Annotated in this window: 21 protein-coding genes; 5 read left to right on the top strand and 16 right to left on the bottom strand. The window is 70.4% G+C overall.

The genetic code is table 11. The annotated features are described in order from the left end of the window. The first annotated feature begins 107 nt into the window (after positions 1–107). The gene (locus tag ABZ321_RS37495) at positions 108–1,892 is read left to right on the top strand and encodes a 3-hydroxybutyryl-CoA dehydrogenase (protein WP_354900274.1); all 1,785 of its coding nucleotides are present in this window, start codon (positions 108–110) and stop codon (positions 1,890–1,892) included. A gap of 737 nt (positions 1,893–2,629) precedes the next feature. Then, complete coding sequence (locus ABZ321_RS37500; protein ID WP_344510260.1) at positions 2,630–2,962, top strand: hypothetical protein; 333 nt, start codon at positions 2,630–2,632, stop codon at positions 2,960–2,962. On the opposite strand, the gene ABZ321_RS37505 is transcribed toward ABZ321_RS37500, so the two are convergent. The 14 genes from ABZ321_RS37505 to ABZ321_RS37570 form a co-directional block, all read right to left on the bottom strand. After that, entirely contained in the window at positions 2,953–3,942 is a 990-nt protein-coding gene (locus tag ABZ321_RS37505; RefSeq protein ID WP_344510258.1) for a glycosyltransferase family 2 protein, read from the bottom strand. The genes ABZ321_RS37500 and ABZ321_RS37505 overlap by 10 nt on opposite strands. After that, the gene (locus ABZ321_RS37510) at positions 3,939–4,760 is read right to left on the bottom strand and encodes a glycosyltransferase (RefSeq protein WP_354900276.1); all 822 of its coding nucleotides are present in this window, start codon (positions 4,758–4,760) and stop codon (positions 3,939–3,941) included. The genes ABZ321_RS37505 and ABZ321_RS37510 overlap by 4 nt, the downstream gene beginning before the upstream one ends. A gap of 15 nt (positions 4,761–4,775) precedes the next feature. Continuing rightward, the gene (locus ABZ321_RS37515) at positions 4,776–6,260 is read right to left on the bottom strand and encodes an O-antigen ligase family protein (protein WP_344510254.1); all 1,485 of its coding nucleotides are present in this window, start codon (positions 6,258–6,260) and stop codon (positions 4,776–4,778) included. Next, the gene (locus tag ABZ321_RS37520; RefSeq protein ID WP_354900278.1) at positions 6,257–7,252 is read right to left on the bottom strand and encodes a hypothetical protein; all 996 of its coding nucleotides are present in this window, start codon (positions 7,250–7,252) and stop codon (positions 6,257–6,259) included. Before ABZ321_RS37520 ends, ABZ321_RS37515 begins: the two co-directional genes overlap by 4 nt. 54 nt (positions 7,253–7,306) lie before the next feature. Continuing rightward, positions 7,307–8,578: a glycosyltransferase family 4 protein gene (locus tag ABZ321_RS37525; RefSeq protein ID WP_354900280.1), complete on the bottom strand. Its 1,272-nt coding sequence runs from the start codon at positions 8,576–8,578 to the stop codon at positions 7,307–7,309. Positions 8,579–8,630: 52 nt separating this feature from the next. After that, complete coding sequence (locus ABZ321_RS37530; RefSeq protein ID WP_354900282.1) at positions 8,631–9,497, bottom strand: sugar transferase; 867 nt, start codon at positions 9,495–9,497, stop codon at positions 8,631–8,633. Positions 9,498–9,554: 57 nt separating this feature from the next. Continuing rightward, positions 9,555–10,688, bottom strand: coding sequence for a DegT/DnrJ/EryC1/StrS family aminotransferase (locus tag ABZ321_RS37535; RefSeq protein WP_344510246.1), 1,134 nt, complete (start codon positions 10,686–10,688; stop codon positions 9,555–9,557). Positions 10,689–10,710: 22 nt separating this feature from the next. Continuing rightward, positions 10,711–11,718, bottom strand: coding sequence for a Gfo/Idh/MocA family oxidoreductase (locus ABZ321_RS37540; RefSeq protein ID WP_344510244.1), 1,008 nt, complete (start codon positions 11,716–11,718; stop codon positions 10,711–10,713). A 420-nt stretch (positions 11,719–12,138) separates the two neighbouring features. After that, positions 12,139–13,395 (bottom strand): hypothetical protein, encoded by a 1,257-nt coding sequence (locus ABZ321_RS37545; RefSeq protein WP_344510242.1) that lies wholly within the window; start codon positions 13,393–13,395, stop codon positions 12,139–12,141. A gap of 10 nt (positions 13,396–13,405) precedes the next feature. Further along, entirely contained in the window at positions 13,406–14,716 is a 1,311-nt protein-coding gene (locus ABZ321_RS37550) for a glutamate-1-semialdehyde 2,1-aminomutase (protein WP_354900284.1), read from the bottom strand. Between the two features lie 10 nt (positions 14,717–14,726). Then, positions 14,727–16,337, bottom strand: a complete 1,611-nt coding sequence (locus tag ABZ321_RS37555; RefSeq protein WP_344510237.1) for a lipopolysaccharide biosynthesis protein — start codon at positions 16,335–16,337, stop codon at positions 14,727–14,729. Positions 16,338–16,345: 8 nt separating this feature from the next. Further along, entirely contained in the window at positions 16,346–17,308 is a 963-nt protein-coding gene (locus ABZ321_RS37560) for a glycosyltransferase (protein WP_344510235.1), read from the bottom strand. Then, a complete protein-coding gene (locus ABZ321_RS37565; RefSeq protein ID WP_344510233.1) occupies positions 17,309–18,493 on the bottom strand; it encodes a methyltransferase domain-containing protein in 1,185 nt (394 codons plus the stop codon). Positions 18,494–18,575: 82 nt separating this feature from the next. Then, complete coding sequence (locus tag ABZ321_RS37570) at positions 18,576–19,604, bottom strand: SDR family oxidoreductase (RefSeq protein ID WP_344510231.1); 1,029 nt, start codon at positions 19,602–19,604, stop codon at positions 18,576–18,578. 216 nt (positions 19,605–19,820) lie between these two features. Between ABZ321_RS37570 and ABZ321_RS37575 the strand changes: the two genes are divergently transcribed. The 3 genes from ABZ321_RS37575 to ABZ321_RS37585 are packed head-to-tail and all read left to right on the top strand — an operon-like array spanning position 19,821 to position 22,480. Beyond that, positions 19,821–21,053 (top strand): class I SAM-dependent methyltransferase, encoded by a 1,233-nt coding sequence (locus ABZ321_RS37575; RefSeq protein WP_344510229.1) that lies wholly within the window; start codon positions 19,821–19,823, stop codon positions 21,051–21,053. A gap of 6 nt (positions 21,054–21,059) precedes the next feature. Then, the gene (locus ABZ321_RS37580; RefSeq protein ID WP_344510227.1) at positions 21,060–21,854 is read left to right on the top strand and encodes a glucose-1-phosphate cytidylyltransferase; all 795 of its coding nucleotides are present in this window, start codon (positions 21,060–21,062) and stop codon (positions 21,852–21,854) included. Further along, a complete protein-coding gene (locus tag ABZ321_RS37585) occupies positions 21,824–22,480 on the top strand; it encodes a PIG-L family deacetylase (RefSeq protein WP_354900287.1) in 657 nt (218 codons plus the stop codon). Before ABZ321_RS37580 ends, ABZ321_RS37585 begins: the two co-directional genes overlap by 31 nt. Before the next feature lie 50 nt (positions 22,481–22,530). Here the strand turns inward: ABZ321_RS37585 and ABZ321_RS37590 are convergent, their stop codons facing one another. Both ABZ321_RS37590 and ABZ321_RS37595 read right to left on the bottom strand, forming a co-directional pair. Beyond that, the gene (locus ABZ321_RS37590) at positions 22,531–23,817 is read right to left on the bottom strand and encodes a hypothetical protein (protein ID WP_344510223.1); all 1,287 of its coding nucleotides are present in this window, start codon (positions 23,815–23,817) and stop codon (positions 22,531–22,533) included. A gap of 185 nt (positions 23,818–24,002) precedes the next feature. Beyond that, positions 24,003–26,468: a hypothetical protein gene (locus ABZ321_RS37595; RefSeq protein WP_354900289.1), complete on the bottom strand. Its 2,466-nt coding sequence runs from the start codon at positions 26,466–26,468 to the stop codon at positions 24,003–24,005. Between the last annotated feature and the right edge of the window lie 90 nt (positions 26,469–26,558).

Genomic DNA, 26,558 nt, shown 5'->3' on the forward strand with positions numbered 1-26,558 from the left:
GGCGGCGGGGCGGGAGTGCGGCGCAGCAAGATATCCCACAGGGCGCGGGAGCCGGGTGGCGTGGGAGACTCGCCAGTAACCTGATCGGTCGTTAGGGAGGTCGTGCGATGGCGCGCGAGTTTGGTTCCGTGGGCGTGGTCGGGCTGGGCACCATGGGCGCCGGCATCGTGGAGGTGTTCGCGCGGAGCGGGCTCTCGGTGACCGCGGTCGAGATCAGCGACGCGGCGCTGCACCGGGGCGAGTCGACGATGCGCGGGTCGCTGGACCGGGCGGTCGCCAAGGGCAAGCTGTCCGCGGAAGGCCGCGACGCGCTGCTGGAGCGGGTGACGTTCGCGGTCGGGCTGGACGCACTGGGCGACGTGGACCTGGTCATCGAGGCCGTGCCCGAGCACCTGGACCTCAAGCAGCGGATCTTCGCCGAGCTCGACAAGGTGTGCAAGCCCGAGGCCATCCTCGCCACCAACACGTCCAGCCTGTCGGTCACCGAGATCTCGGTGGCGACCGGCCGGCCGAACCAGGTCATCGGCATGCACTTCTTCAACCCCGCGCCGATCATGAAGCTGGTCGAGGTGGTGCGGACGGTCGTCACGTCGCAGGACGTGGTCACGGACATCGAGGCGCTGTGCGAGCGGCTCGGCAAGGTGGACGTGACGATCACGGACCGGGCCGGCTTCATCGCCAACGCGCTGCTGTTCGGGTATCTCAACCAGGCCGTGTCCATGGTCGAGGCGAAGTACGCGACCCGCGAGGACATCGACGCGGCGATGAAGCTCGGGTGCGGGCTGCCGATGGGGCCGCTGGCGCTGATGGACCTGATCGGGCTCGACACCGCGTACGAGATCCTCGACACGATGTACCGCCGGGGCGGTCGCGACCGGCGGCACGCGCCGGTGCCGCTGATCAAGCAGATGGTGACGGCGGGGCTGCTCGGGCGGAAGTCCGGGCGGGGGTTCTACACGTACGAGAAGCCCGGGTCGCCGGTCGTCGTCGCCGACGAGCTGACGCCGTCCAGCACCGCCGAGCACGGCAGGCCGACGAACATCGCGAAGGTGGGCGTCGTCGGGTCGGGGACGATGGCGACGGGCATCATCGAGGTGTTCGCGAAGGCCGGGTTCGAGGTCGTGTCGGTGACGCGCGGCGCCGAGAAGTCGGCCAAGGTCTGCGAGCGGCTGAAGACGTCGCTCAACAAGGGGGTCGTGCGCGGCAAGCTGACCGAGCAGGACCGCGACGCCGCGATCGGGCGGGTCACGTGGTCGGCGAGCCTCGACCACCTGTCCGACGTCGACCTGGTGGTCGAGGCGGTGGTCGAGGAGCTGTCGGTGAAGAAGGCGCTGTTCGCGTCGCTCGACGAGATCTGCAAGCCGGGGGTCGTGCTCGCCACGACGACGTCGAGCCTGCCGGTCATCGAGTGCGCGGTGGCGGCCGAGCGGCCCGCCGACGTGGTCGGCCTGCACTTCTTCAACCCGGCGCCGGTCATGGGGCTGGTCGAGGTGGTCAGGACGATCCGCACCTCCGACGCGACGGTCCAGACCGCCGCCGCCGTGTGCCGGGCGCTGGCCAAGCACGCGGTGGTGTGCGCCGACCGGTCCGGCTTCGTGGTGAACGCGCTGCTGTTCCCGTACCTCAACGACGCGGTCAAGATGGTCGAGGCCTCGTATTCGACGGCGGACGACATCGACTACGCGATGAAGCTCGGCTGCGGCTACCCGATGGGCCCGTTCGAGCTGCTCGACGTCGTCGGCCTGGACGTGTCCCTGGCGATCCAGCGGGAGCTGTACCTGGAGCTGCGCGAGCCCGGCTTCGCCCCCGCCCCGCTGCTGGAGCACCTGGTGACCGCCGGCTACCTGGGCCGCAAGGTCAGCCGCGGCTTCCGCGACTACTCGAAGCGTTGACCACCCGAGCACCAACCCACCACCACTGACCACAACACAACCGCCGCCCCGCCGCGTCACTGCCCGCCGCACGACAGCCCTTCGCGGCGCGGCGGTGCTCGCCGCGTGGCAGTGATTGCGGCGTGGCAGTGATTGCGGCGCGGGCGGCGGTTCCTAGCGGGCGGTGATCGCGGCCGGGCGGCGTCCCTAGCCGGGCGGTGATCGCGGCGTGGGCGGCGGTTACTACCGGGCGGTGATTGCGGCGCGGCGGTGATCGTGTGGTGGGGCGGTGGTCGTGCGGCGGGGTTGTGATCGCAGCACGGGCGGCGGTCACTACCGGGCGGTGATTGCGGCGCGGCGGTGATCGTGTGGTGAGGCGGTGGTCGTGCGGCGGGGTAGTGATCGCAGTACGGGCGGCGGTCACTACAAGGCGGTGACTGCGGCCGGGCGGCGATTGCGGCGCGGCGATCCGCACTGCAAGAAGGTGGTGCTGCCCGGCGCTGATCGCGGTGGTGTGGTCGCAGTGTGGCGATGGTGCACGATGGACGGTTGCGGCACAACTGCGATCACGGCACGGCGACAATCACGGCGAGCGGTAGTGCGGCGCGACTGTGGCTACGGCGGGACGACAGTCACGGCAAGGCGGCGGTCATGGCTGGCGACGGCGTGGCGGGGGTGGCGCGACCGGGATCGCGGGGTGGCGGCTGGGTGTGGTGGGGCCGTGATCATTGGTTGGTGGTGGGCGTCGGTACGCTGGAATGGTGAGTCCCCGTCGCAACCATGCCCGGCGCGACGCTGTGCCTGAGCCGATCGATCTGGAGCGGGTCAAGCGTGGCGTTGAAGGGGTGCAGGCGTGGAGTGATGGGGAGTGGCAGGTGCGCAACATTCCGTCGAGTGCGGCGGTGAAGGCGTACCGGTGCCCGGGGTGTGACCAGGAGATCGCGCCGGGGGTGCCGCATCTCGTGGCGTGGCCGGCGGACGGGCGCGGGGATCTCGCGGACCGGCGGCACTGGCACACGGGGTGCTGGCGGGCCCGTGAGCGGCGGACGCCCAACATCCAGCGGTCCAGGAGCGCGCCCCGCTACGGGTGAGGTCGCGCCGCGGCGGGGTCCGGTGACGGCACGGCCGAGATCGGGGCGGGCAGCGGCTGGGTGGGGACGGCCGCGGGGGCGGTCGGAGCGGGCCAGCCGGACAGCCACGTCGCTCGCTGGCGCCAGACGTCGCGCCAGCCTGCGCCGGCGGCGGAGCGCACCAGTACACCGGCGGACATGAGGAGACGGGCAAGCTTGGCGCGCCCGGGGGACCAGCGCAGGCGGACGAACGTGGTCTTGCCGCGCAGGACCATGATCCGCTTGTTGACGGTGCTCGATGCGGCGCCGCCGACGTGCAGGAGCTGGGCCTCCGGGACGAGGACGGGGCGGGCGCCCAGGTCGCGGGCGCGGGCGGAGAGGTCGATGTCCTCGCTGTACATGAAGTAGTCGGGGGTGAAGCCGCCGAGCTGCTCCCACAGCGGCCGGTCGATCAGCAGCAGGCAGCCGGACACGGCCGGCACCTCGCCGCCGATGACGCGGTCGAGGCCGGGCAGCTCGTCGGGGTTGAACAGCTGCGAGCGCCGGCGCAGCGACGACAGGCCGGTCGCGAAGCAGACGTACCCCCACAGGCTCGGCAGCGCGTGCACCGAGTGGCCGTCGTCGGTGTGGTCGGCGCGGAGCGTGCGACCGGTGTAGATGCGGTACTCGGGGTGGCTGCCCGCGTACTCGACGAGGGTGCGGATCACGTCGCCGACCGGCTCGGTGTCGGGGTTGATGAGCAGGATCCAGCGGCCCTTGGCGTGCGCGGCGCCGAGGTTGACGGCGTTGCCGAAGCCGAGGTTCACGGGCTGGTGCAGCACGCGGACCTCGGGGTAGGCGTGACCGATCGCGGCCGCCGAGTTGTCGGTCGAGGCGTTGTCGACCACGATGATCTCGATCGGCACGGCGGTGCCCGCCTGCAGCCCCGCGAGGTTCTTGAGCGTCAGCTCACGGGTGTTGTACGAGACGAGGACGACGCTGACGAGTGGATCAAGGCTCACTGCTGCGCTCCGACTGCTCCGCGGGTGGACGTGTCGTGGCCCCATCCGACGTCGCGACGGCGGGCGGCGCGCGACGCGGCGACGGTCAGCGCAACGTAGCCCACCGCCGCCGGCAGAAGCCAGGGCCTGGGGAGCACGACGTCGCGCAACCACGAGGAGCGCGCCGCTGGACGGGCGGCACCCGCGGCGCGCAGGGCGGCGTTACCCGCTCGGACCCTGGCCAAACGCTTCACGAGGTCCGAAGTGCGGCGGGGCGTCTCGACGACGGCGACGACCGCGGGCGTCTCGGCCTTCTCGCCGGGGCCGAAGAGGCCGTCGAGGAACAGGTCGTCGGCGACGACCTCGGGGAACGTGTCGAACCGGGCGCGGCCCTCCGCCGACAGCGCGATGACGCCGCGGCCGTAGAGGGCGTCGCGGTACGCGGGGAGCCGGCCGTTGATCGCGCTGTGCGCCTTCACCAGCAGCGGCCGGCGGCGGGTGTCGAGCGTTCGGTGCGCGGTCGCGGCGAGCAGGCCCGGCGTCGACGCCAGGAACGCCGCCAGGGTGCGCACGTCCGCGGCGGTCAGCGGGATGTCGGCGTCGAGGTACACGCGGGGGAAGCCGACCGCGGCGGCGTCGCCGGCGTTCAGCGCGCCCGACTTGCCCGGCTCCGGGCGGTCGATGACCCGCACGCCGGGGCGCGAAGCGGCGACCGCGGCGGTGTCGTCGCTGCAGCCGTTGGCGACCACCGTGATGTCGATGTCGGGGGCGATGAGGCCGTCGAGGCAGCGACCGATGACCGCCGCCTCGTTGTGGGCGGCGATGACGACAGAGATCACCGGAACTCCAGGAATTCAGCGTTGGAGAGCGCCGACGGCGGCGCTGCGGGTGGTGCGGGCCGGGTGCGTGAAGCGCCACATCGCGCCGGCGGCACCGAGCTGCAGGGCGAGCACGACCACGAAGGTGCTGAACGAGAACGAGTCGAACGTCAGGCCGGTGAGCGCCGCGATGAGCGGCACCGCCGAGATCGCCGCGCACAGGTGGCGGTCGACCTCGTTCTCCGCCCGGCGGAACGCGATGATCGCGAGGAACACGCCGGAGAAGTGCAGGACCACCATTCCGGCGATGCCGAGGTAGCCGTTGTTCATGAGCGTCATCAGCCACTGGTTGTCCAGGTAGCGGTAGAGCTCGGGGATGAACGTGCCGGTGCCCCGGCCCAGCCAGGGGCGCTCGGAGGCGTACTGGAAGACGATGGCGTAGTCGTCGGTGCGGCCCTTGATGCTGGGGTCGTCCTCGGCGTTGCTGAACAGCGAGCGCAGCGTGCCGAGCAGGCCGGGCCGGACCACGGAGAGCAGGGCGAGCAGGCCGACGCTGATGACCAGGACGTTGAAGCGGAAACGCCAGTTCCACGCGGGCCACATGCACAGCAGCGCGATGCCGACGGCGAGGATGCCGGTGCGCGACAGCGCCAGCGGGATGGAGCCCGCGATGACCAGCGTCGCGACGAGGAAGATCCGGCGCTCGAGCTTGGTCCTCGCGTAGCGGGCGTAGTGGATGCCGAGCGGCACCGCGAACGCCATGACCACGCTGAACTCGATGAAGTGCCCGGTGGTGCCGGCGACCCGGATGAGGCCGCCGCCGCCGCGGTCGGCGAGACCGACCAGCTCGCCCTGCAGGGTCAGGCCGGGGATGACGATGCTCTGGGTCAGGTCCTTCTTGGTGATGAACTGCATGATGCCGAGCAGCGCGTTGATGGCGGTGCAGTACACCAGGACGCGTTGCACGTCGTCGAGGCGGTCACGGGTCGGCACGCCGTCGGCGGTCATGAACACGATGCCCATGAACGCGAGCGCACCGAGCAGGGCGCGGTCGGCGGAGTTGGCCTCCAGCACGGGCATGCCGCGGAACTGGCCGGCGGCGTAGGACAGCAGGAGGGTCAGCGCGTAGACCACGAACGCCCAGCGCATCGGCTGCGGACCCGTCATCGCCAGGCGTGGGTGCAGCTTCGACAGCAGCCACCAGAGGGCGAGCAGGAGGCCGATCAGCAGGCCTGGCCGGCCGACCGAGGTGAGGTCCGGGACGACGAGGCGCGACGGGAGCAGCTGGATCAGCACCACGACCAGCACGAGCAGCGACGCGGCGTCGATGTGGCTGCGCCGGCGGCGGGACGCGTAGGTCCGCTCGTCGACGAGGACCGGCAGCAGGTCGGGCGACGGCCGGTAGCCCTGGGGCCGCTTCCGCTTCGGTTTCCCCTTGAAGATCCGCAGGTCGTCGGGCGCCACCGCATCGGGTGGCGCCTGACGTGTGCGGCTCTCGCCGGCGACGGTGCTGGAGGTCAACGGCCGCGCGCCTCAGCGTCCTTGTCGCGCCCCTCCCGGCCGGCCCACGGCGTGTTGCCCAGGGGCAGGATGATCGTCGCGTCGTCGGTCTCGACCCCGCGGCGGTCGTCGTCGGGGGCGTTCTCGGCCTGCCGGTACGCGACGGTGAGGCCCGGACCGGCGGCGTTGCCGCTGTTGCCGTTGCCGCCACCGTTGTTGCCGGACGCGACGGTGCTCTTGATCCTGCCGAGGTTGATCACGGCCGTCTCGTCCTGTTTCGCGACGGCATCCCCGCCGCCGGCGCCGTTGGCCCGGCCTGACTGCTGTTGCCGGTCGCCGTCGGAGATGACGTCGGTGTCGTTGCCGGGCTCGAGGTCGTCACCCTGCTGGCGGCGCCGCTGGTTGCGGGCGCGGCGGCGCAGGATGTTGTCGCCGACGATGGTCACCGCTGCGGTGAGCAGCAGACCGACGCCGACGATGACGACCGCGGCGCGCTTGACCTTCGAGGAGACGACCTCGATGGTGTCGCCGGCGTCGAGGACCTGGGTGCTGATCGCGCGGCCCGCCTTGGGCTTGTAGCGCGCCTGCATCTCCTCGACCTCGCGGGTGATCTGCTTCTCCAGCCGCTGCACGGTCGCCTGCGCCGCCTCGGGCGTCGTGGCGGTCGCGGTCACGGTGAGGATGCTGGAGCGGTCCTCGGCGGCCACCTCGAACGCGTCCGAGAAGCCCTCGCCGGCGATCTCCTTGTGGGTCGCGGTGGTGTTCAGCGAGATCGACAGGGCCTTCGCCATGATGTCCTCACCGACCTCGACCCAGGTGTTGGTCGACTGGAGCTCGGCCGGCGTGAGCGGCGTGCGGTCGGCCGGCGGGATCAGCATGATCTGGCCGGTCGAGGTGTAGTCGGGTTTGATCGTCAGCAGCGCCCAGCTGGTCGCGGCGAGGGTCAAGATGATCATCGGCGCCATCAGGTACCAGCGGCGACCCATCAGCTTGGCGAGATCCCAGAGGTCCACGTCATCCCCTCACACAAGCGCGGTCGCCGGGCGGGCGGTATGTAATTGCGCTTATCACTGTCGTTGTTCTGCCTGACTGACGTCCGCTGGTGCGGCTTGCCGAACGATCGCCGATCCCGCTTTGTACCTCTCCCGGCGGGTGGACAGCAACTCATCCCATAGCCGGACATACGCCGCCGCCTGGTGTTCCCAGGCCAAGGTATTACGGAACCGTGCGAGCGCGACATTGCGCATCGACGCGCGTGCAACCGGGTCGTCGAGCAGGCGGTGCAGGGCGACGGCGAACTCCTCAGGAGTGCCGTTCGGGACGTAGACACCGGCGTCGCCGGCGCTGCGCCGGGTCTCCCGCATGTCCACGCCGACGACGGGCAGCCCCCGGGCGAGGTATTCGACAGTCTTGGCCATTGTCGACACCTCGGCGTGCGCGCTGCGAGGATCTGGCTGCAATCCGACGGAAGCGGTGCGCAGCAGCCGGTCGATCTCCTCGACGCCGAGCCAGCCGGTGAACTCCACGACGTCCTCGAGCTTGCGCTCGACCGTCAGCGCCTTGAGGCTCTCCAGGCACTCGCCGTCGCCGGCGACGACGAGGCGCCAGCCGAGCCGGCCGCGCAGGTCGACCAGGCGTTCGGCGGCGAGGATCGCGTTGTCGACGCCGTCCTGCGCGCCGAGCACGCCGAGGTAGACGATCGTGTGGTCGTCGACGTCGAGCTGTGCCGCCGCGACCGGCTTGACCTCGGCGGCCGACGGGCCGTTGCGGACCACGACGACCCGCGACGGGTCGCAGCCACCGCGGCTGATCGCGAGCTCCCGGTAGGACTCGTTGGTGGACACGACCGCCGAGGCGGCGCGCTGCGACCACTTCTCGAAGCGCAGCAGGATGCGGTCCAGCAGCGAGCCGGGCCGGCCGCCGCGGGCCTGGTACACCTCGGGGGAGAGGTCGTGGTGGTCGAACACCCACGGGCGGCCCAGCATCCGCATGAGCAGCGCGAGGGGGAAGAACACGTCCGGCGGGTTGCACACCTGCGCGGCGGCGGCCCGGTCGCGGAGCACTGCGGCCATCAGATGCCAGCCGATGCACACGAAGGACCAGGCGAACTCGATCGCGAAGGACACCGCGCCGCCGGACGACTCGTACATCTTGTACGAGCGGACCTTGGCGTCGACGGTACCGGGGACGTGGCTGATCTTGGAGGCGCCGCGGGGGCAGATCACCGTCACCCGGTATCCGGCCGCTTCGAGGGCCTTCACCTCACGGATGACCCGCCGGTCGCGCTCGACCGGCAGATTCGCCACCGCAATCACGACGTGGAGTCGCGGATCCTTCACCGAGCCACCCTGCCCTCGCGGCGAGCGAATGCCCCGCTACGCTCCGGAATTCTCACCGTGCCACCGATCGGTTGAAGACCACTCCGACGGTCCGCCAGAGAATCGTGATGTCGTACCAGACCGACTTCTTCTCGACGTAGACGACGTCGAGCTCGAGGGCGGCCTTGAAGTCCAGGGTGCTGCGGCCGGACACCTGCCACAGGCCGGTCATGCCGGGCCGGGCCGCGAAGCGCCGCTCCGCCTCCGGCGGGAACAGGTCCGCCTCCCACGCCAGGACGGGGCGCGGGCCGACGAGCGACATCTCGCCGCGCACGACGTTCCACAGCTGGGGCAGCTCGTCGATGCTGGTGCGCCGCAGGAAGCCGCCGATGGGCGTGATCCGCGGGTCGTTGACCAGCTTGTAGACGCCCTGCTCGCCACCGTCGACGTCGTCGTCGGAGGTGAGCATCTTCTTGACGAACTCGCGGTGCTGCGCGTCGCTGTTCTTGTTGCTCATCGTGCGAAACTTGATGATCTTGAACGTGCTGCGGTGCAGGCCGAGCCGCTCCTGCCGGAACAGCATCGGGCCCTCGCTGGTCCACTTCACCGCGAGCGCGACGACGAGCAGGATCGGCGACAGGGCGGCCAGGATGCCCAGCGCCACGAGCCCCTCCACGAGCTGCCGCAGGGACCGCTTCGGGATCAGCGACCGGCCTTCGCGGTGCCCCTGGATCAGGCCCCAGCCGCTGCCGACCTTGCGCAGCACGCGCTGCGGCATCGGGATCTCGACCGTGGCGTCGTCGGACACGGACGGCTCGGCGGGAGCGGTGGGCTGGGGCAGGGACGAGATGACGACGGTGGCGTCGTCGGTCTCGTCCTCCTGGGCGGAAACGGGCGGCGTGGTGTTCAGTGTGGCGTCGACGGCCTGTGGCGCGGTCAACGGCGACACCTCCTCACTGTGCGTTGGTGCGACAACGAACGAGCGAGCTGACGGAAATCAGAGCGCGGCGATCGCCTTGGCGAGGTGGTCCGCGACATAGGCGACCTCTTCGTCCCGCAGGTGGGGGAAGAAGGGAAGTGAGACGATCTCGGTGGCGGCCTGTTCGGCCGCCGGGAGGCTGACGGTCTGGTCGGTAGCGTAGGCGTGCTGGCGGTGACACGGAACCGGGTAATGGACCCCGGTGCCGATCCCGGCCTCGTCGAGCAGGCGGCGCACCTGCTCCCGTCCCGGGACCCGGGCGACGAGCAGGTGCCACGCGCTGTCCACGCCGGGCAGCGGTGCCACCATCGGGATTCCGTGGGCGGCGAGTGCCTCCGCGTAGACCGACGCGACGCGACGGCGCTGAGCGGTGGCCGCGTCCAGGTCGGCTAGCTTGCGGCGCAGGACTGTCGCCTGCAACGCGTCGAGCCGGCTGTTGCGCCCGATGTAGCGGTGTTCGTAGTGGTCGGTGCCCTCGGACCGGCCGTGGTTGGCCAGCGACCGGATCCGCGAGGCGAGCTGGGCGTCGTCGGTCACGACCGCGCCACCGTCTCCCCAGGCACCAAGGTTCTTGCCTGGGTAAAAACTAAAGGTTCCGGCGACACCGTAGGACCCGGCCCGCACCTTCTCACCCAGGCCGTCATGCTGCGCCGGAGCGTCCGCCCCGTGCGCCTGCGCGGAGTCCTCGAGCACTGCCAGGCCGTGCTTCGCCGCGAACGGCAGCACGTCCGCCGGCGGCACCATGTGCCCGTACAGGTGCACCGGGATCACCGCGGCGGTCCGCTCGGTCTTGCCGGCCTCCAGGGTGGCGGGCGTGACGAGCAGGCTCACCGGGTCGACGTCGACGAAGACGGGGGTGGCGCCGGTCGCCGCGACGGCCGAGGCGGTCGCGATGAACGTGTTGGCCGGCACCAGGACCTCGTCGCCGCCACCGATGCCGAGCGCCCGCAGGGTCAGCTCGATCGCGTCGGTGCCGTTGGCGACGCCCACGGCGTGCGTGGTGCCGCAGTACGCCGCGAAATCCTGCTCGAAGGACTCGACGGCCGGCCCGCCGATGAAGCGGGAGTTGCCGGCCAACGCCCGCACCTCGGCGACGACGTCCTCAACGATCGACGCGTGCGGCGTCGCGAGGTCATTGAACGGGATGCGCACGGGACGTGGTGTTCCTCTCGAGTCAGACGGTTGCGGGCTGGGAGATGTTGACGGTGCGGCCGGTGGCCATCGACTCGGCGGCGGCCTCCAGGACCTCCACCACGGCGAGCCCGCGCCGGCCGTCGACGGCAGGGGTGCGCCCGGTGATCGCCGACTGCACGAAGTCCCGGTCGACCTCGCCGAGCGGCTCAGTCATCGGGATGTGCGGCGAGGTGATGCCGCCGTAGCGGTACGACATCGGCACGGTGCCGTCCAGCGGGGCGCCCTGGATGCCCTTGTCGTAGATGCGCAGCCGGCCCTCGTCGAGCATGTCGTCGTAGACCGCCATGCGCTGGCTGCCGACGACCGTCACGCGTCGCACCTTCGACGGGTCGAGCCAGCTGACGTGGATGTTGGCGGTCGCGCCGATCGCGCCGTACTCCAGGCGCAGGTAGGCGACGTCCTCGAAGGGCGTGCCGGCGTGGCTGGTGCCCCACGCGCTGACCGCGGTCGGCGTGCTGCCCAGCACCATGTTGATGATCGAGATGTCGTGCGGCGCGAGGTCCCAGACGACGTTGACGTCGGGCTGGTAGAGCCCGAGGTTCAGCCGCGCGGTGTCGATGTAGTAGATCTTGCCGAGCTCCTCGGCGGCGACCATGTCGCGCAGGTGCTTGACCACCGCGTTGTGCTCGAACGTGTGCCCGGTGGCGAGGGTGAGGCCGGCCTCGTCGGCCATCGCGACGAGCTCGCGGGCCTCCGCGGTCGAGGCGGTCATCGGCTTCTCGACCATGACGTGCTTGCCGGCGGCGAGCAGCCGCTTCGCCAGCGGCGCGTGCGAGCGCGGCGGCGTGGCGATGATCGCGGCGTCGATGAGGTCGATCACCTCGTCCAGGCTGGTGACGCACAGCGCGCTCGGGTACATCCGGCGCAGTGGATCGATCCGCTCCGTCTGTGCGTCGATCGCGACGACCAGTGACACCTCGGGGAGTGATGACAGCACGCGCACGTGCTTCGCCCCCCAGTAACCACAGCCGATGACGCCAACCTTCATGACCGACCCTGCTCCCCAAGAAAAATAGGTCGCGGCGCCCCCCCACGGGCAGTCGCCTAGCGACACTGGCGGATAACGCGTCAGCGGGGCAAGTGGGCACTGGCAAACTCGCCGTGTCGCATTCTTTACATGCCGCTTTTAACGAAACATGAAATGCCGCTTGACTTGTTAAATTGAACAAAAAACCTAATTTGCGCATTCTGTACGAATGCGGCTAAACGGACAAGATTGATCTTCTGTTTCGCAGCTCAGCGTACATGCGGGCCGCAGAAGGTGAATCTCGTTCCGGGGTGTAGAGGGCTCCGTCGTTCCGCCAGGCAACCCTGCCCGAACGGTCGAGGAAATTCATGCTTTAACTCTGGAGTGGATCATAGTTCGCCTGATAATTGCTTGTCCGACGATGGCCCCAATGCCAGAGGGTTATTTTTTGTCGACATAGTCACACGGCAGTGCGACATGCCACCCAGGTGCCGCGAGCGGAGTCACCTCAATACTCACCGTGGCCGCCGGATCGGCGGCGCAGGCCGTCTCCGCGCCCCGCAACCCCGTGTGCCAGGCCGGCCCGTCCGCCCGGGCGTTGTCCACCCGGAAGTTGACCGCGCAGACCACCAGCACCAGCGCCGCGAGGATCCGGACCCCGGTCACGTCGTTGAGCAGGGCGACGAGCGTGACGAGCACCAGCAGGGCCGGCGCCACGTTGTACCGCGGGGTGGCGATGCCGCTGAGCGCGACCGGCGCGAGGTAGACCAGCGCGCTGTGCACGCCCGCCGCGATCACCAGCGTCCACCGTGGACGGACGACCTTGCGCAGCCCCAGGACCAGCACGGCGCCGAGGATCAGCCACGCGAGCGCGGCGAAGATCAGGCTGCGGGCGTTGACCGTCTGGCCGACCCAACGCTCGCCGAACAGCGCCGTCGGCACCGCGCGGAGCACGAAGCCGGTCACCGCCCGGACCGGGTCCGGCGCCAGGCCCTCCCGCTCGCTCGCCCCGGTGAGCAGGCCGAGCACCTGCACGGCGAAGGGCACCACGAACGCCACGGCCTTCGCCACCGCGTACCGGTCCCGGTGGAACCACAGCACGAACGCGACGAGCGGCAGGTAGACGCCGGTCAGGATGTCGCTGCCGACGATGAGCACGATGCCCGCGCACGCCAGCACCTTCCCCGCGACCGAGGCGGGCCGGCACAGCAGGAACCAGAACAGGACGTAGAGACCGGTCCAGTGCAGGTTCGCCGGGGAGTTCAGCACGTCGCCCTGCGCCATCGGCAGCACCGCGACCGGCACCGACACCACCAGCCGGGCCACGGTCGAGGACAGGTACTCCCCGCTCAGGGCATACGCGGCGATCGCGAAGACCGTCGTGACCAGCGCCGCGCCGATCGCGAGCGCCGCAGCGGCCTGGGACGCCGGCAGCAGCGCCGCGACGCCGGCGACGAGCCGGGCGACGAGGTGGTAGTAGCCGGCGTAGGACGTGGTGAACGCCCCGGCGCCGTCACGCGCCGCCTGGGTCAGGAAGATCTCGCCGTCCTCGGCCCAGATCGTGTCCAGCGCCCCGGGCCCGGGCTGCCGCAGGATCGAGGCCGCCGTCCCGGCCACGAGGGCGCCGACGACCAGGGCGGCCTTCACCGGTGTACGGGTGCCGCGCCGGACCTGTTCCCGCTCGAGGACTGCGACCACGGTGGCTCCCCTAGACGTAAGGGCGGAAGACGGGCTTCACGGCGCGACCGACCAGGTAGGCGTCGACGCCGTCGCTCAAGGCCTTCGCGTAGACCGCGAGGGCGCCGTCGACCGCCTCGATCGTGCGGTCGATGTCCGCGTCGGTGTGGGAGTAGCTGACGACGAACGACGGGGCGATCACGCCGCGGCGGACCAGCTCCTGCAGGAACAGCGTCCGGAACGCCTGCGAGCGCTCGCCGTCGCTGTCCTTGGTCATGTAGATGAGGTTGCTGTCGCGGCCGGCCACGCCCACGAAGTCCTGGACGCCGTGCGCCGCCGCGGCCGCCGTCACGCCCTCCGCCAGCCGCCGGCCCTGGCGGTGCAGGTGTTCGATGACCGGTTCGCGCTCGTACACGTCGAGGACGGCCATCGTCGCGGCGAGGGTGTGCGTGTCGGCACCGTAGGTGGTGGACAGCAGGAACACCCGCTCCCGGTCGGTGCGCAGCCCGCCGAGCTCCATGATGTCGGGCCGGCCGACGAGCGCGGCCACCGCGAAGCCGTTGCCGAGTGCCTTGCCGTAGCTGGTCAGGTCGGCCCGCACGCCGTGCACGTGGGAGGCGCCGCGCACGTGCCAGCGGAACCCGGTGATGATCTCGTCGAAGATCAGCACGATGCCGTGCCGGTCACACAGCGCCCGCAGGCCCTCGAGGAAGCCCGGCGCGGGCGGCTCGGTCGTCTCGACCTCCTGCACCAGGCAGGAGATCTTCCCGGGGTGCTCGGCGATCAGCGCCTCGACGCTGGCCAGGTCGTTGTAGCGGTACCGGACGGTCAGGTCACGGACCGCGCCGGGGATGCCGCCCGGCATGCCGGTCGTGCCGATGAACCAGTCGTCGGTGGAGAAGAACGGGTGGTCGGCGCAGATCGCGACGAGGTCCCGGCCGGTGAACGCGCGGGCGAGCTTCACCGCGGCGCTCGTCACGTCGGAGCCGTTCTTCGCGAACTTCACCATCCGGTCGGGCACGCCGAGCGCGCCGCGCAGCCGCTCCGCGGCGGTCAGCTCGATCGTCGCCGGGCGGCTGAAGTTGAGCCCGTCCGCCATCTGCCGGGCCGCGGCCTCGACCACCGGCGCGTATCCGTGGCCGAGCGTGACCGAGCGCAGGCCCATGCCGTACTCGACGAACTCGTTGCCGTCGGCGTCCCAGACGTGACAGCCGCTGCCCCGGACGATGAAGCCCGGCGCCTCCTCGGGGAACTGGTCGTCCCCCTTCGCATACGTGTGCGCGCCACCGGGGATCACCGCGTGGGCCAGGGGCCGCAGGCGGTTGGACTCGTCGAACAGCAAAGACCCGCTCCTACTTCTTTCCGAGCTTCTTTCCGAGCAATGGTTGAACCTTGCGCATGACCATCCCGCGGGTACGGGTGTCCAGCGCGAGCAGCAGGCCGCCGGCGATGCCGGTGGCGAGCACGCCGTAGACCAGGAGCTTCAGCACCCACGGCCCGCTGACCAGGCCGAACCGGTCGACGAGGAACGGCACGAGGAAGCCTGCCGAGCCCGCGATGAACGCCGGCACCGTCGGGCCGAGGATCTGCCAGGTGCTGACCTTCAACACCCGCACGAAAGTGATGTACATCATCAGGATCGTGATCGACAGCTCGACCGCCGACATGCCCAGCGCGATCGCGGCGACCTGCGCGCGGTCGTCGGTGGAGCCGTTGAGCCACTGCCCGATGAGGTAGAAGGTGCCGACCCCGACCGTGAGCTGGAACCAGGACAGCGCCGTGTTGATGCCCGGCCGGCCGACGGCCTGCAGGGCGGGGCCGAGCAGCACCCCGTACACGTTGACGATGCCGACGATGCACAGCAGCTGCATGCCGGTGCCGGCCGGCGACCACTCGGGACCGAGCAGCGCGACGAGCGGCTTCGCGACGGCCGCGAGGATGCCCAGCGCGGGCAGTCCGGCGACGGCGGACACGTGCAGCATCTTGGCGAGCCGGTCACCGAGCTCGGCCGGCTTGCGCTGCAGGCGGGCCAGCTCCGGCAGCGACACCTGCTGCAGCGACCGGCTGGTCACCTCGGTCAGCATGTCAGGCAGGCGCTGCGCGATGCGGTACAGACCGACCGCCACCGGGCCGAAGAACTTGGCCAGGACCAACAGGTCGATGCGGATGGCCAGGAAGACGCCGATGCCGCCGAGCGCGGACTGGGCGGAGAACCCCCACAGGTCCTTGATCGCCTGCCGGGGCAGCCGCCAGCGGGGGCGCCAGTCGGTGACGGTCCACAGCACGACGGCGCCGACGCCGCCCACCACCAGCTGCTGCCCCACCAGCGCCCAGGCCTGGTAGCCGGCGAGCGCCATGGCGATGCCGACCACGCCGCCGATGACGTTCGCGATCAGCGTCCGGATGGCCAGCGGCCGGAACGTCATCCTCCGCCGCATGATCGCCTCGGGGACCACGGTCAGCCCCTGCAGCAGGATCATGGGGGTCAGCGCCACGCAGATCATGGTGACCTCGGGCTGGTTGTTGAACGCCGCCCACAGCGGTGCCGCGGCGGCGGCCACCGCGGTCAGCACCAGGCTGCCGATGATGACGAGCCAGAACCCGGCGTCCAGGTGGTCGCCTTCGAGCTTCTCGCGCTGGATGATCGTGGTGAGCAGCGTCTGCTGGAGCAGCATCTGCGTGATCATCACGAACAGCAGCGCGGTGCCCACGACGCCGAACGCGTGCGGTCCCAGCATGCCCGCCAGCACGAACGTGACGACGGTCGTGGTGCCCAGGCGGCCGGCGGTCAGCGCGTACGACCAGAAGATCGCGGACTTGAGGCGCTTGCGCGGCGCCTCCTCCTCCGGTGCGTCCAGCGTCGTCGTTGTCGCCGGTGGTGTCAGAGCGCTGATCTCGGCGGTACGGTCAAGATCGACGGTGCGGTCGAGCGGGTCGACGCTGCTGTCGACGCTCTGACTCATGCGGACTCCTAGGCCTGCGACTGCTGGTCAGACGACTGCTGCTGGGGCTGTTCCCAGACCGGCGGCGCGATCGGCGTGCGGGTGATCGAGCGGCGGATCCGGCCCAGCTTGGCCCGGCCGCGGCGGGTGCCCCACGAGGTCAGGAACGCCCCGGTGGCGACCGCCCGCTCCGTCACCGGCAGCTCGTTGCTCATGAGCGCCTTCGTGATCTCCCAGGTCATCCTGGTGTGGTGGCTCTGGTCCGAGGCGGGCTTGCGCTTGCGGTTCTTGCCCTTCGCCGCGCCCGGCTCCAGCCACTCGAGCACCTCGTCGGTGTCGCGCTGCGCGCCGAACGTGTTGGTCGCGTGCATCCTGCGGTAGAACAGCCGCTGCGGCACCTGGATGAACTCGCCGCGCAGCGCCAGCTCGTGCAGCATCCGCACGTCGCTGGACAGGAACGGCCCGAGCAGCCGCGTCTTGCGCAGCACGTCGGTGCGGACCACGCCGAAGACCTCGTTGCAGAGGTTCCACTTCCGCGCGTACCAGCTGACCCGGCCCCGCGAGCGCAGGGTCTGGGTGTCCATGGCGTCGTCCCACGGGCCGATCTCGTTGCCGTCGCTGTCGATCAGCATCGTCTGCGGGAAGGCCAGGATCGCCTCGGGGTGCGCGTCGAGCGCCTCCACGCACCGGCTGATCAGCGTCGGCGCGGCGAGGTCGTCGTGCGCGGCGAGCCGGAACAGCTCGCCGCGGGCCAGCTGCACGACCCGCCGGAAGTTGCCGGCCTCGCCGAGGTTCTCCGGGTTGCGGTACACCCGGACCCGCTCGTCCTTGGCGGCGTAGCGCTCCAGGATCTCCCAGGTGCTGTCGGTGGACAGGTTGTCGCACACGACGATCTCGAAGTCCGGGTAGTCCTGCGCCAGCATCGACTCGATCGCCAGCGGCAGGTACTTCTCGACGTTGTACGTCGTCATCCCGATCGAAACTCTGGGCATCTAGGCCACCAGGATCTCTGCGGTGACGCCGAGGTCGGCGAGGGACTTGGCGATCTCGTCCTTGTACGCCGGGTTGGTGATCACGACGGCCTTCGGCTGCAGGGTCGTGAGGGTCGACGGCGGGTCGACCCGGTGCCCGGTGACCGGCAGGAAGCGGCCCCACTTGCGCGGGTTGAGGTCCACGACGCCGTGCAGGCCCAGCTCGCGGTCGGCGAGGGTCAGGAACTGCACGCCGCGGGAGCCCGCGCCCCACAGCACCGGCCGCGCGCCGTCGGCGTTGAGCTTCGCGATCGTGCTCCGCCAGCGCTCCCGCTCGGCGTGGTGCCGCTCGGCGAAGCCGGCGATCGCCGCGAGCTGCTTGTCGCGGGCCCGCATCGACGGCAGCTCGCCGGTGTGCGCGACGTGACCGCCGGCGCGGGGGCGGTTGGCCGACACCTCGATGTAGCGGAACATGCCCGAGAACAGCGTGCCCGTCGACTCGACCGTCCAGCCGGCCCGGCCGAAGATGCTCGCCAGGGAGTAGGCGTCGAAGTACGACACGTGCGGGTAGATGACCTCCCAGCCGGCGGTGGCGAGGTCGTACACCGCGTCGGGGACCTCGACGTAGCCGAAGACCTCGCGGCCCTTCGCCTGCTCCCGCAGGTCGACCAGGAACTCGAACGGGTCGTCGAGGTGCTCGAACCAGTGCCGCGAGGTGAAGAAGTCGTACTTCGGCAGGCCGGACCCGCGCGGGGCGAGCCCGCTGTGGAACGTGGTCAGGCCGTTGGTGCCGACCTCGCCCGCGTACATCGCGTCGTAGCCCACGCCGCTGGCGCCGCTGACGTGGGTGAGCTCCTTGAGGAACTCGCCCTGGCCGCAGCCGACGTCGAGCACGAGCTTGCCGCTGAGGTCGTACCGCTCGCTGAGGCTCTGCACCAGGTCCGCGGAGAACCGCTGGAACGCGGGGGAGAAGTGCAGGTTGGTGTCCATCGTCGTGTCGTAGACGAGCTTGTCCTGCTCGAACGCGACGTTGCGCACGTAGGCGCAGCGCGGGCAGTGCGCCAGCTCCATCCGGCCGACGGGGGACGCGACCGCGTCGCCGTGCGCCTCCCAGTGCACCCCGCACAGAACCGGGATGTCACCGAGGTCGGCGAACGGGACCAGCCGCTCCTCGCCGCAGGCGTCACAGATCCGGTCGCTCGTCATGCCACCACCTCCGCTGCGCTCCGGCGTCGTCCTGACTGAACCTGCGCCGATGATGACCGGCCCGAGTCGCTGCGCTGGCCGGTCATGCCGTCCACCGCAGGTCGTTGTCGAGCTTGCCGGCCTCCATCAGCGCCTTGATCCGCTTGATGCGCTGGTGGGTCTGGCTGCCGAACTGCTCGATCGTCAGGCCGTGCCGCTGGTACTGCTCGATCAGCTGCTCGACGCCCAGCTTGACCGTCCACCTCGGCTGGAACTCGGGGACCTCGGCGGCGATCAGGTCGCAGGTGACCCGGTAGTTGCGCAGATCGGTGCCGGCGCCCTCGGCGAACGTCACCTCGCTGCCCGGCACCACCTCGGCGACGAGGTTGGCCACGTCGCGGATCAGGTAGTTCTCGCTGCTCTTGCCGATGTTGTACGCCTTGGCGTGCACGCGCCCGCGGTCGACCTCCAGCAGCGCCAGGAAGGCGGCGGAGATGTCCTCGATGTGGACCAGCGGCCGCCACGCCTTGCCGTCCGACAGCAGCCGGACCTGCCCGGTGAGCAGCGCGTGCGCGGCGAGGTCGTTGACGACCAGGTCGCCGCGCAGGCGGGGGGAGAAGCCGTAGGCCGTGGAGTTGCGCAGGAACACCGGCGAGAAGTCGTCGTCGGCGAGCTCCAGCAGGCCCTGCTCCGAGAGGATCTTCGACTCGCCGTAGGGCGTCACGGGCTGGAAGCCGGCCGTCTCGTCCAGCGGGGTGTCGTCGGCGCCCTTGCCGTACAGCGAGCAGGACGACGAGAACAGGAACCGCTGGACCCCGGCGGCCTTGGCGGCCTTCGCCAGGCGGATCGTCGAGCGGTGGTTGACGTCATACGTCAGGTCGGGGTTGAGGTTGCCCAGCGGGTCGTTGCACAGCGCGGCCAGGTGCATGACCGCGTCGAACCCGGTGACGTGCGACGGCTCGACGTCGCGGAGGTCGACGCGCAGCGTCTTGACCTCCTCCGGCGCCGGCCCGAGGACGCAGTCCGCGAACAGCCCGGTGTCGAGACCGACGACCTCGTGCCCGGCCTGCCGGAGTATCGGCACCAGCACACTGCCGATGTATCCGTCGTGACCGGTGACGAGTACGCGCATGGCAAAGCTCCCGAACGCTCGGCGGGTGGAAGGCGAGTCTAAGAGGGACCGAAAGTGCCCTCGGTGGTGTGTCGGACTTCTTACTCTGACGTTGAACAGCAGTGTTCCGCGACCGCTAGCTTCTTGGCTTGGATTCTGCCTTAGGCTGACGCGTCCACATCATGCTCCAGCCGTATAGGTGGGAGCCTAGCGCCAACGATTATTTTGGGGGGACGCATGCCCGTTGTCTCGTGCCGGCTCTGTGGTGCCGAGCTCACCGAGACCTTCGTCGACCTCGGTATGTCGCCACTGTGTGAGAGCTACGTGCCCGCAGAGAAGGTCGACGCACCGGAGACGTTCTACCCGCTGCACGTGCGCACCTGCTCTGAGTGCCTGTTGGTGCAGCTCCCGGCCTACGTGGCGGGTGAGGAGATCTTCTCCGACTACCTCTACTTCTCCTCCTATTCATCATCCTGGGTGGAGCATGCGCGGCAGTACTCCGTCGCTATGATCGAGAAGCTCAACCTAACGGCCGACAGCCTGGTCGCCGAAGTGGCCAGTAATGACGGGTACCTTCTGCAGCACTTTGTGGCCGCGGGTATTCCCGTGATCGGCGTTGAGCCAGCCGGAAATGTCGCCGCGGTCGCCCGCGAAAAGGGGATCCGGACAGAGGTGTGCTTTCTCGGGCCGGAAACCGGCGAATCGGTCGCGGCGCAGTACGGCCGTGCGGATCTGGTTGCCGCAAATAACGTCTATGCACATATTCCGGACATTATTGGATTCAGTCAGGGACTCGCCAATTTGGTCAAATCGGACGGATTGGTCACGCTGGAGTTCCCGCACCTGCTGCGCCTGATCGAGCGCCGGCAGTTCGACACGATCTACCACGAGCACTACCAGTACCTGTCCCTGCTCACCGCGTCGCGGGCGCTCGCCAAGGGCGGCCTCACCGTCGTCGACGTGGAGGAGCTGTCGACCCACGGCGGGTCGCTGCGCGTGCACGCACAGCGAAGTGAAACAGCGGGTGAACCTTCGGTGGCCGTCAAGGCCGTCCTCGACGCCGAGGCCGCGGCCGGTCTGCACACCTTCGAGGGGCACAAGGGCTTCGCCGGCGAGGTCTTCACCATCAAGCGCGACCTGCTCGACTTCCTCATGAAGGCGCGCGCCGAGGGCAAGCGGGTCGTCGGCTACGGCGCCCCGGGCAAGGGCAACACGCTGCTCAACCACTGCGGTATCCGCGAGGACCTGCTCGAGTACACGGTCGACCGGTCGCCGCACAAGCAGGGCATGTTCCTGCCGGGCACGCACATCCCGATCCACGCGCCGGAGCGCATCGCCGCGGACCGGCCCGACTACGTCCTGGTCCTGCCGTGGAACCTGCGCACCGAGATCAGCGCGCAGCTGTCGTACGTGCGCGACTGGGGCGGCAAGCTGGTCTACCCGATCCCGGCTCTCGACGTCGAGGAGTAGTTTGTCGTGAAGGTCGTCCTGTTCTGCGGTGGTCTCGGCATGCGGATGCGCGAGGGCACGAGCAACGTCCCGAAACCGATGGCGATGATCGGCGACCGGCCGCTGCTGTGGCACGTCATGCGCTACTACGCCCACTTCGGGCACACCGACTTCGTGCTCGCCCTCGGCTACGGCGCCGCCGTGGTCAAGGACTACTTCCTGCACTACGACGAGACGCTGTCCAACGACTTCACCCTCGTCGGCGGCAACGGTGACGTGCAGCTCTTCTCGACCGACATCACCGACTGGAACATCACGTTCATCGACACGGGCCTCAAGGCCACGATCGGCGAGCGGCTCATGCGCGTGCGCAAGTACGTCGAGGACGAGCCGATGTTCCTGGCCAACTACGCCGACACGCTGACCGACGCGCCGCTGCCGGAGATGGTGGAGCGTTTCCGGGCGTCCACGGCGGCGGTCAGCATGCTCGCCGTGCCGCCGGTCTCCACGCACCACATCCTGGAGATGTCAGACGACGGGTCGGTGTCGCGGGTCCGGGACTTCCGCGACCTGATGACCTGGGAGAACGGCGGCTACTTCATCATGCGGCCGGAGATCTTCGACGTCCTGCGCGACGGCGAGGACATGGTGCCGCACGCCTTCGACCGGCTCATCCCGGACCGGAAGCTGCTGGCTCAGCAGTACGACGGGTTCTGGCGCGCGGTCGACACGTTCAAAGACCGGGCGGAGATGGAAGAGGCCTACAACCACGGCAACTGCCCGTGGATGCTGTGGGACGCGTCCCGCCGCCCGTCCGCATGATCGGCTTCTCCCTCGCCGGCGTGCGGTCCGTGGTCGCCCTGGGTGCACACCCGGACGACATCGAGATCGCCGCCGGCGGGCTGCTGCTCTCCCTGCCCGCCGGGGTTTCGGTCCACTACGTCCTCGCGACGGGTGTTCCTGCCAGGCAGGCGGAGGCCCGGGCGGCCGCGACGGCGTTCCTGTCCCAGGGCGCGGTGCGGTTCTCGCTGGGTGATCTGCCCGACGGCCGGCTCCCGGCGCACTGGGACGCGACGAAGGAGATCGTCGAGGCCGCGGCCCGGCTCGGCACCCCGGACCTGGTCCTGGCGCCGTCGACCGACGACGCGCACCAGGACCACCGGCTGCTCGGCTCGCTCGCCTCGACCGCCTTCCGGAACTCGCTCGTCATGCACTACGAGATCCCGAAGTGGGACGGCGATCTGTCCCGGCGCAACGTGTACGTGCCGCTCACCGTCGAGCAGGGCCGGCGCAAGGTCGCGCTGCTGCACGAGCACTTCCCGTCGCAGAAGGCCCGCGACTGGTGGGACGACGAGGTGTTCCTCGGCCTCGCCCGCATCCGTGGGATGGAGTGCCGGTCGCACTACGCCGAGGCGTACACCGTCACGAAGGCGGTCGTGACCTTCTAGGGTCCGTGCGTGACGGGCCTGCTCTTGGGCCCGTGCGAGTCGGGCCTGCGCTACGGCCCGTGCGTGACGGGCTTGCCTCCGTCGAGGAAGACGTTGGTGGCCTCCCAGGTGACGCCTGGGAGGTCCTCGTTGGAGGCGGCGCCGTAGCGGCTGTTCTGCACGAACACGTTGTTGCGGAACACGACCTTCTCGGTCTTCGTGTCCGGCCGCAGGTTCACCGTGTAGTTCCCACCGCTGAACAGGTTGTTCTCCACCAGCAGGTCGCTCAGCTTCGGGGCGGTCTCCGAGCCGAGCTGGAAGCCCGCGTTGAACGGGTCGTTGGTGGCCGGGTTGAACGCCTCGAGCGTGTTGTGCCGCACGATCATGCCGGTGCCGCCGGTCGTCTGCAGGATGTCCTGGTGGTCCTTCTCGTCGGTGAAGACCAGGCCGTGGATCCAGCTGTCCTCGATCACCGCGCCGTCGGAGACCCGGGGGCCCTCGTTGAGGTTGTGCATGTTGACGCGGCGCAGCGTGTAGTGGCCGAAGCCGACCCCGAGCCCCTCGCCGTCACCGGTGATCTCGGTGTCCTCGACGAGCAGGCTCGCGTCGGGCACGAGCTCGTCGAACACCCGGATGATCATGCCGCCCTTGTTCTTGCAGTTGATCTTCGACCGCTTGATCGTGACGTTCTTCGCCTTGATCTCGACGCAGTCGGTGAGGATCTTCCCGTCGATGACGGTGTTTTCCTGCGTGATCGCGTACGGGCCGGTGTACGGGGTGAGCGTGGTCCCCGCCGGCACGCCCGTGTTGTCGGGGCCGGGCCAGGGCTTCGCGGCCGCGACCGGCCCGGCGACGAGTCCCGTGCCGGTGGTCGGGTGCTTCTTGCCCTGCTCGGTGAAGGCGTAGCTGGCCTTGTACGGCTTGTCGTCGACCGTCGAGTCGGTGACCGTGGCCGGGGCGCCGGCGTAGTGCTGGAAGCCGACCGCGCAGCCGTGCACCTTGACCTTCGTGGCCGTGTAGCCGCCGTTGCCGACGCCGACCATGTCCTTGCCGTCGCAGAACACCTCGGTGTTCTCCACGACGGTGCCGTGCACGCCCGGGAAGATCCGGATCGCCGCCGTGCCCCGGTGCCGCACGGTCGTGTTGACCACTTTGACGTTGTTGGCCTTGATGTGCAGCGCAGTGGTGAGCTGCTTGCCGTCGACGACGGCGCCGTCGGTGCTGATGACGGTGGCCTTCTCGTCGGCGCTGCTCGACTGGCTCTCGGAGCCGCCGCTCGTGTACGCCGCGGCCGCGATCCCGCCCGCGGCGACCACCACGACGATGGCGACGCCGATCGCCACGGTGCGCGCGGACACGCGTGGCTTCTGGGGTGGAACGGAGTGGCGTCCGGGGCGCTCGACCTGCTCCGTACTGCTCACGCTCTTCCCCCTGAGTGACTAGGCGCGCAGACCCGCGGACGATACGTGATTCGTCATCACGTCCTCAACTTGAGTGTCGGCTTTCCGCACCTGATGCACGGGGTGTTTCGCCAGTTCGGCCCTTACTCGGCCGCGACCTTCACCTTGCCGTTGCCGTTCGTTGCCGCTGGGGTCGCCGTTTCGATGCGGGCGGCCTCGCGGATCGCCTCGGCGGACTGCTCGGCCTCGGCCAGGGTCTGGGCGGCGCGCTCGGCGGCCTCGGTGCCGGCGGCAGTGGCGAGCTGGTCGATCTCCTCGGCCCGCCGCTGCGCGGCCTCGACCCGCTCCTCGGCGAGTTTCGCCTGCTCCTCGGCCTGCTTGGCCTTCTCGCCGGCCTGCTTTGCCTGCTGCTGGGCCTGCTTCGCCTTCTCGGCGGCCGCCTTCGCCTGTGCCTCGGCCTGCTTGGCCTTGTCGTCGGCCTGCTTCGCCTTGTCGGTCGCCTGCTGCGCCTGCTCGCTCAGCTTCTCGGCGTCGGCGGTCTGCTGCCGCAGCTCGGCCAGGCGCGCCTCGGCGGCCGCGACCTGGGTGGTCAGCTCGGTCTCCTGCGCCCGCAGGCCGGCCAGCTCGCCGCTGAGCGCCGTCTCGGCCTGGGCGACCTTGCTGGTGAGCGCCGTTTCCTGCTCGCGCAGGTCGGCGAGGCGGGCCTCGGCGCCGGCGACCTCATCGAGTCGCTCGCGGGCGGCGGCCTCCTGCGCCCGGGCCTCGGCCAGCCGGCCCTCCGCCGCGGTGAGCTCCGCGGTGACGGCCTCGAGCTCGGCCTTCGCGGTGGCCGCCTGCTTCGCGGTGGCCTCCGCCTCGGCCTTCGCCGTGGCCTGGGCCTTGGCGGTGGCCTCGGCGCCGGCCTTCGCGGCGGCGTCGGCCTTGGCGATCGCCTCCGTCTCCGCCTTCGTGGCGGCCTCGGCCTTGGTCGCGGCCTCCGCCTGGGCGGCGGTCACGGCGGCCGCGGCCTCGGTGCGCAGCGTCTCGGCCTCGGTCTGCGCCGTGGTCCGCAGCGACTCCGCTTCGGTCTGCGCCGTGGTCCGCAGCGTCTCGGCCTCGGTCTGCGCTGTGCTCCGCAGCGTCTCGGCCTCGGTGCTGGCGGCGGTGCGGAGCTGGTCCGCCTCCGCTGACGCGGCGGTGGTGAGGGTCTCGGCCTCGGTCCTCGCGGCGGCCCGCAGCTCGTCCACCTCGGTCCGCACCGTGGTCCGCAGCGTCTCGGCCTCCGACTCGGCGGTGGCGCGGAGCTGGTCGGTCTCGGCCTTGGCCGCGGCGCGGGCCTCGGCGAGCTCGCGGTCGGCCGTCGTGCGCAGCTCGGCGACCTCGGCGTCGTGGGTGGCGCGCAGGTCGCGCAGCTCCTGGTCGAGCGTGGCGCGGGCCGCGTCGGCCCGCTGCACGGCCTCGGCGTCGGCCTTCCGGGTCGCCTCGTCGGTGCTCTTGCGGTGGGCCTCGGTCGCGACGGCGTGCGCCTCGGCGGCCGCGGCCTCGGCCTTCGCCACGGCGCTGTCGGCGATGGCCTTCGCCTGCGCGGCGGCCTGCTCGGTGACGGCATTCGCGGCCTGCTCGGCCTGCGCGGCGACGGCGGCGGCCGTCTCCTGCGCCTGGGCGGTGACGGTCGCGGCGTGCTCCTCGGCCTGCGCGGCCACGGCGGTCGCGGCCTCCTGCGCCTTCGCCGCGACGGTCGCGGCGGTCTCCTGGGCCTGGGTGGTCAGCGCGGTCGCCTGCGCCTGGGCCTCGGCCGTGACCGCGGACGCCTTCTGCTGTGCCTCGGTGGTGACCGCGGCGGCCTGCTGCTGCGCCTGGGCGACGATCGCGGCGGCCTGCTGCTCGGCCTCGCTCGTCACGGTCGCCGCGTGCTGCTGGGCGGCGGTGGCGTGCTGGTCGGCCTGGGCGCGGACCTGCGCCGAGTGCTGCTCGGCCGACGCGCGCAGCGCCTGCAGCTCCCGCTCCGCCTGGAAGCGGGCCTGCTCGAGCTGGGCGGTGACCTCGGCGGTGATGCGCTGCGCCTCGGCGTGCGCGTGCGCGACGATCCGGTCGGCCTCGGCCCGCGAAGCGGCGGCCCGCTCCTCGATCGCCCGGACCTCGGCAGCGAGCGCGGCGCGACGCTCCGTGACCGCCCGCTCCTCCTCCGCGCGGCGGGCGGCGAGGGCGAGCTCGAAGTCCTCGTTGGCCTTGGCGGCCCGGCCGCGGGCGTCGGCGAGGAGCCGCTCGGCCTCGCCGCGCAGGCCCGCGATGTCCTGCACGGCATTGGCGCGGATCGACTCGGCCTGGTCCTCGGCGAGCCCCAGGATCTGCTCGACGCGGGCGCCCAGATGACGGAACGAGACCTCGCCCACAGGACCGCGCCGGCGCAGGTCAGCGAGCTCCATTTGCAGCTCCTGGACCTGGGAGGCGAGCGCCTGGACCTGGCTCCAGACCTCTTCGTTCTCCAGCTTCAGGGCATGGATCTCGTTCTCCGACTGCGTCCAGTACTTGTCGACCTGGCTGCGGTTGTACCCACGCAGTGCGGTCTCGAAGTCGGGCTCTGAAGAGACGCCGCCCGGGCCCGTGTCGAAGAGGTCGCGGTCTGACATGACACCCATCCTCACACGCAACGTCCCGCCACGCGCAATTACACACCGCGCATGACGGGACGTGCGATCGAACTCCCCGTGAATGATCGA

Source organism: Dactylosporangium sp. NPDC006015 (genome assembly GCF_040614215.1).
In the GTDB taxonomy this organism is placed as follows: Bacteria; Actinomycetota; Actinomycetes; order Mycobacteriales; family Micromonosporaceae; genus Dactylosporangium; species Dactylosporangium maewongense.

Excerpts from the sequence above, each read along its gene's own strand:
- ABZ321_RS37495 (WP_354900274.1), top strand. The coding sequence starts at position 108 with ATGGCGCGCGAGTTTGGTTCCGTGGGCGTGGTCGGGCTGGGCACCATG.
- ABZ321_RS37575 (WP_344510229.1), top strand. The coding sequence starts at position 19,821 with ATGCCCGTTGTCTCGTGCCGGCTCTGTGGTGCCGAGCTCACCGAGACC.
- ABZ321_RS37540 (WP_344510244.1), bottom strand. The coding sequence starts at position 11,718 with ATGAAGGTTGGCGTCATCGGCTGTGGTTACTGGGGGGCGAAGCACGTG.
- ABZ321_RS37565 (WP_344510233.1), bottom strand. The coding sequence starts at position 18,493 with ATGACGAGCGACCGGATCTGTGACGCCTGCGGCGAGGAGCGGCTGGTC.
- ABZ321_RS37560 (WP_344510235.1), bottom strand. The coding sequence starts at position 17,308 with ATGCCCAGAGTTTCGATCGGGATGACGACGTACAACGTCGAGAAGTAC.
- ABZ321_RS37555 (WP_344510237.1), bottom strand. The coding sequence starts at position 16,337 with ATGAGTCAGAGCGTCGACAGCAGCGTCGACCCGCTCGACCGCACCGTC.
- ABZ321_RS37570 (WP_344510231.1), bottom strand. The coding sequence starts at position 19,604 with ATGCGCGTACTCGTCACCGGTCACGACGGATACATCGGCAGTGTGCTG.
- ABZ321_RS37500 (WP_344510260.1), top strand. The coding sequence starts at position 2,630 with ATGGTGAGTCCCCGTCGCAACCATGCCCGGCGCGACGCTGTGCCTGAG.
- ABZ321_RS37595 (WP_354900289.1), bottom strand. The coding sequence starts at position 26,468 with ATGTCAGACCGCGACCTCTTCGACACGGGCCCGGGCGGCGTCTCTTCA.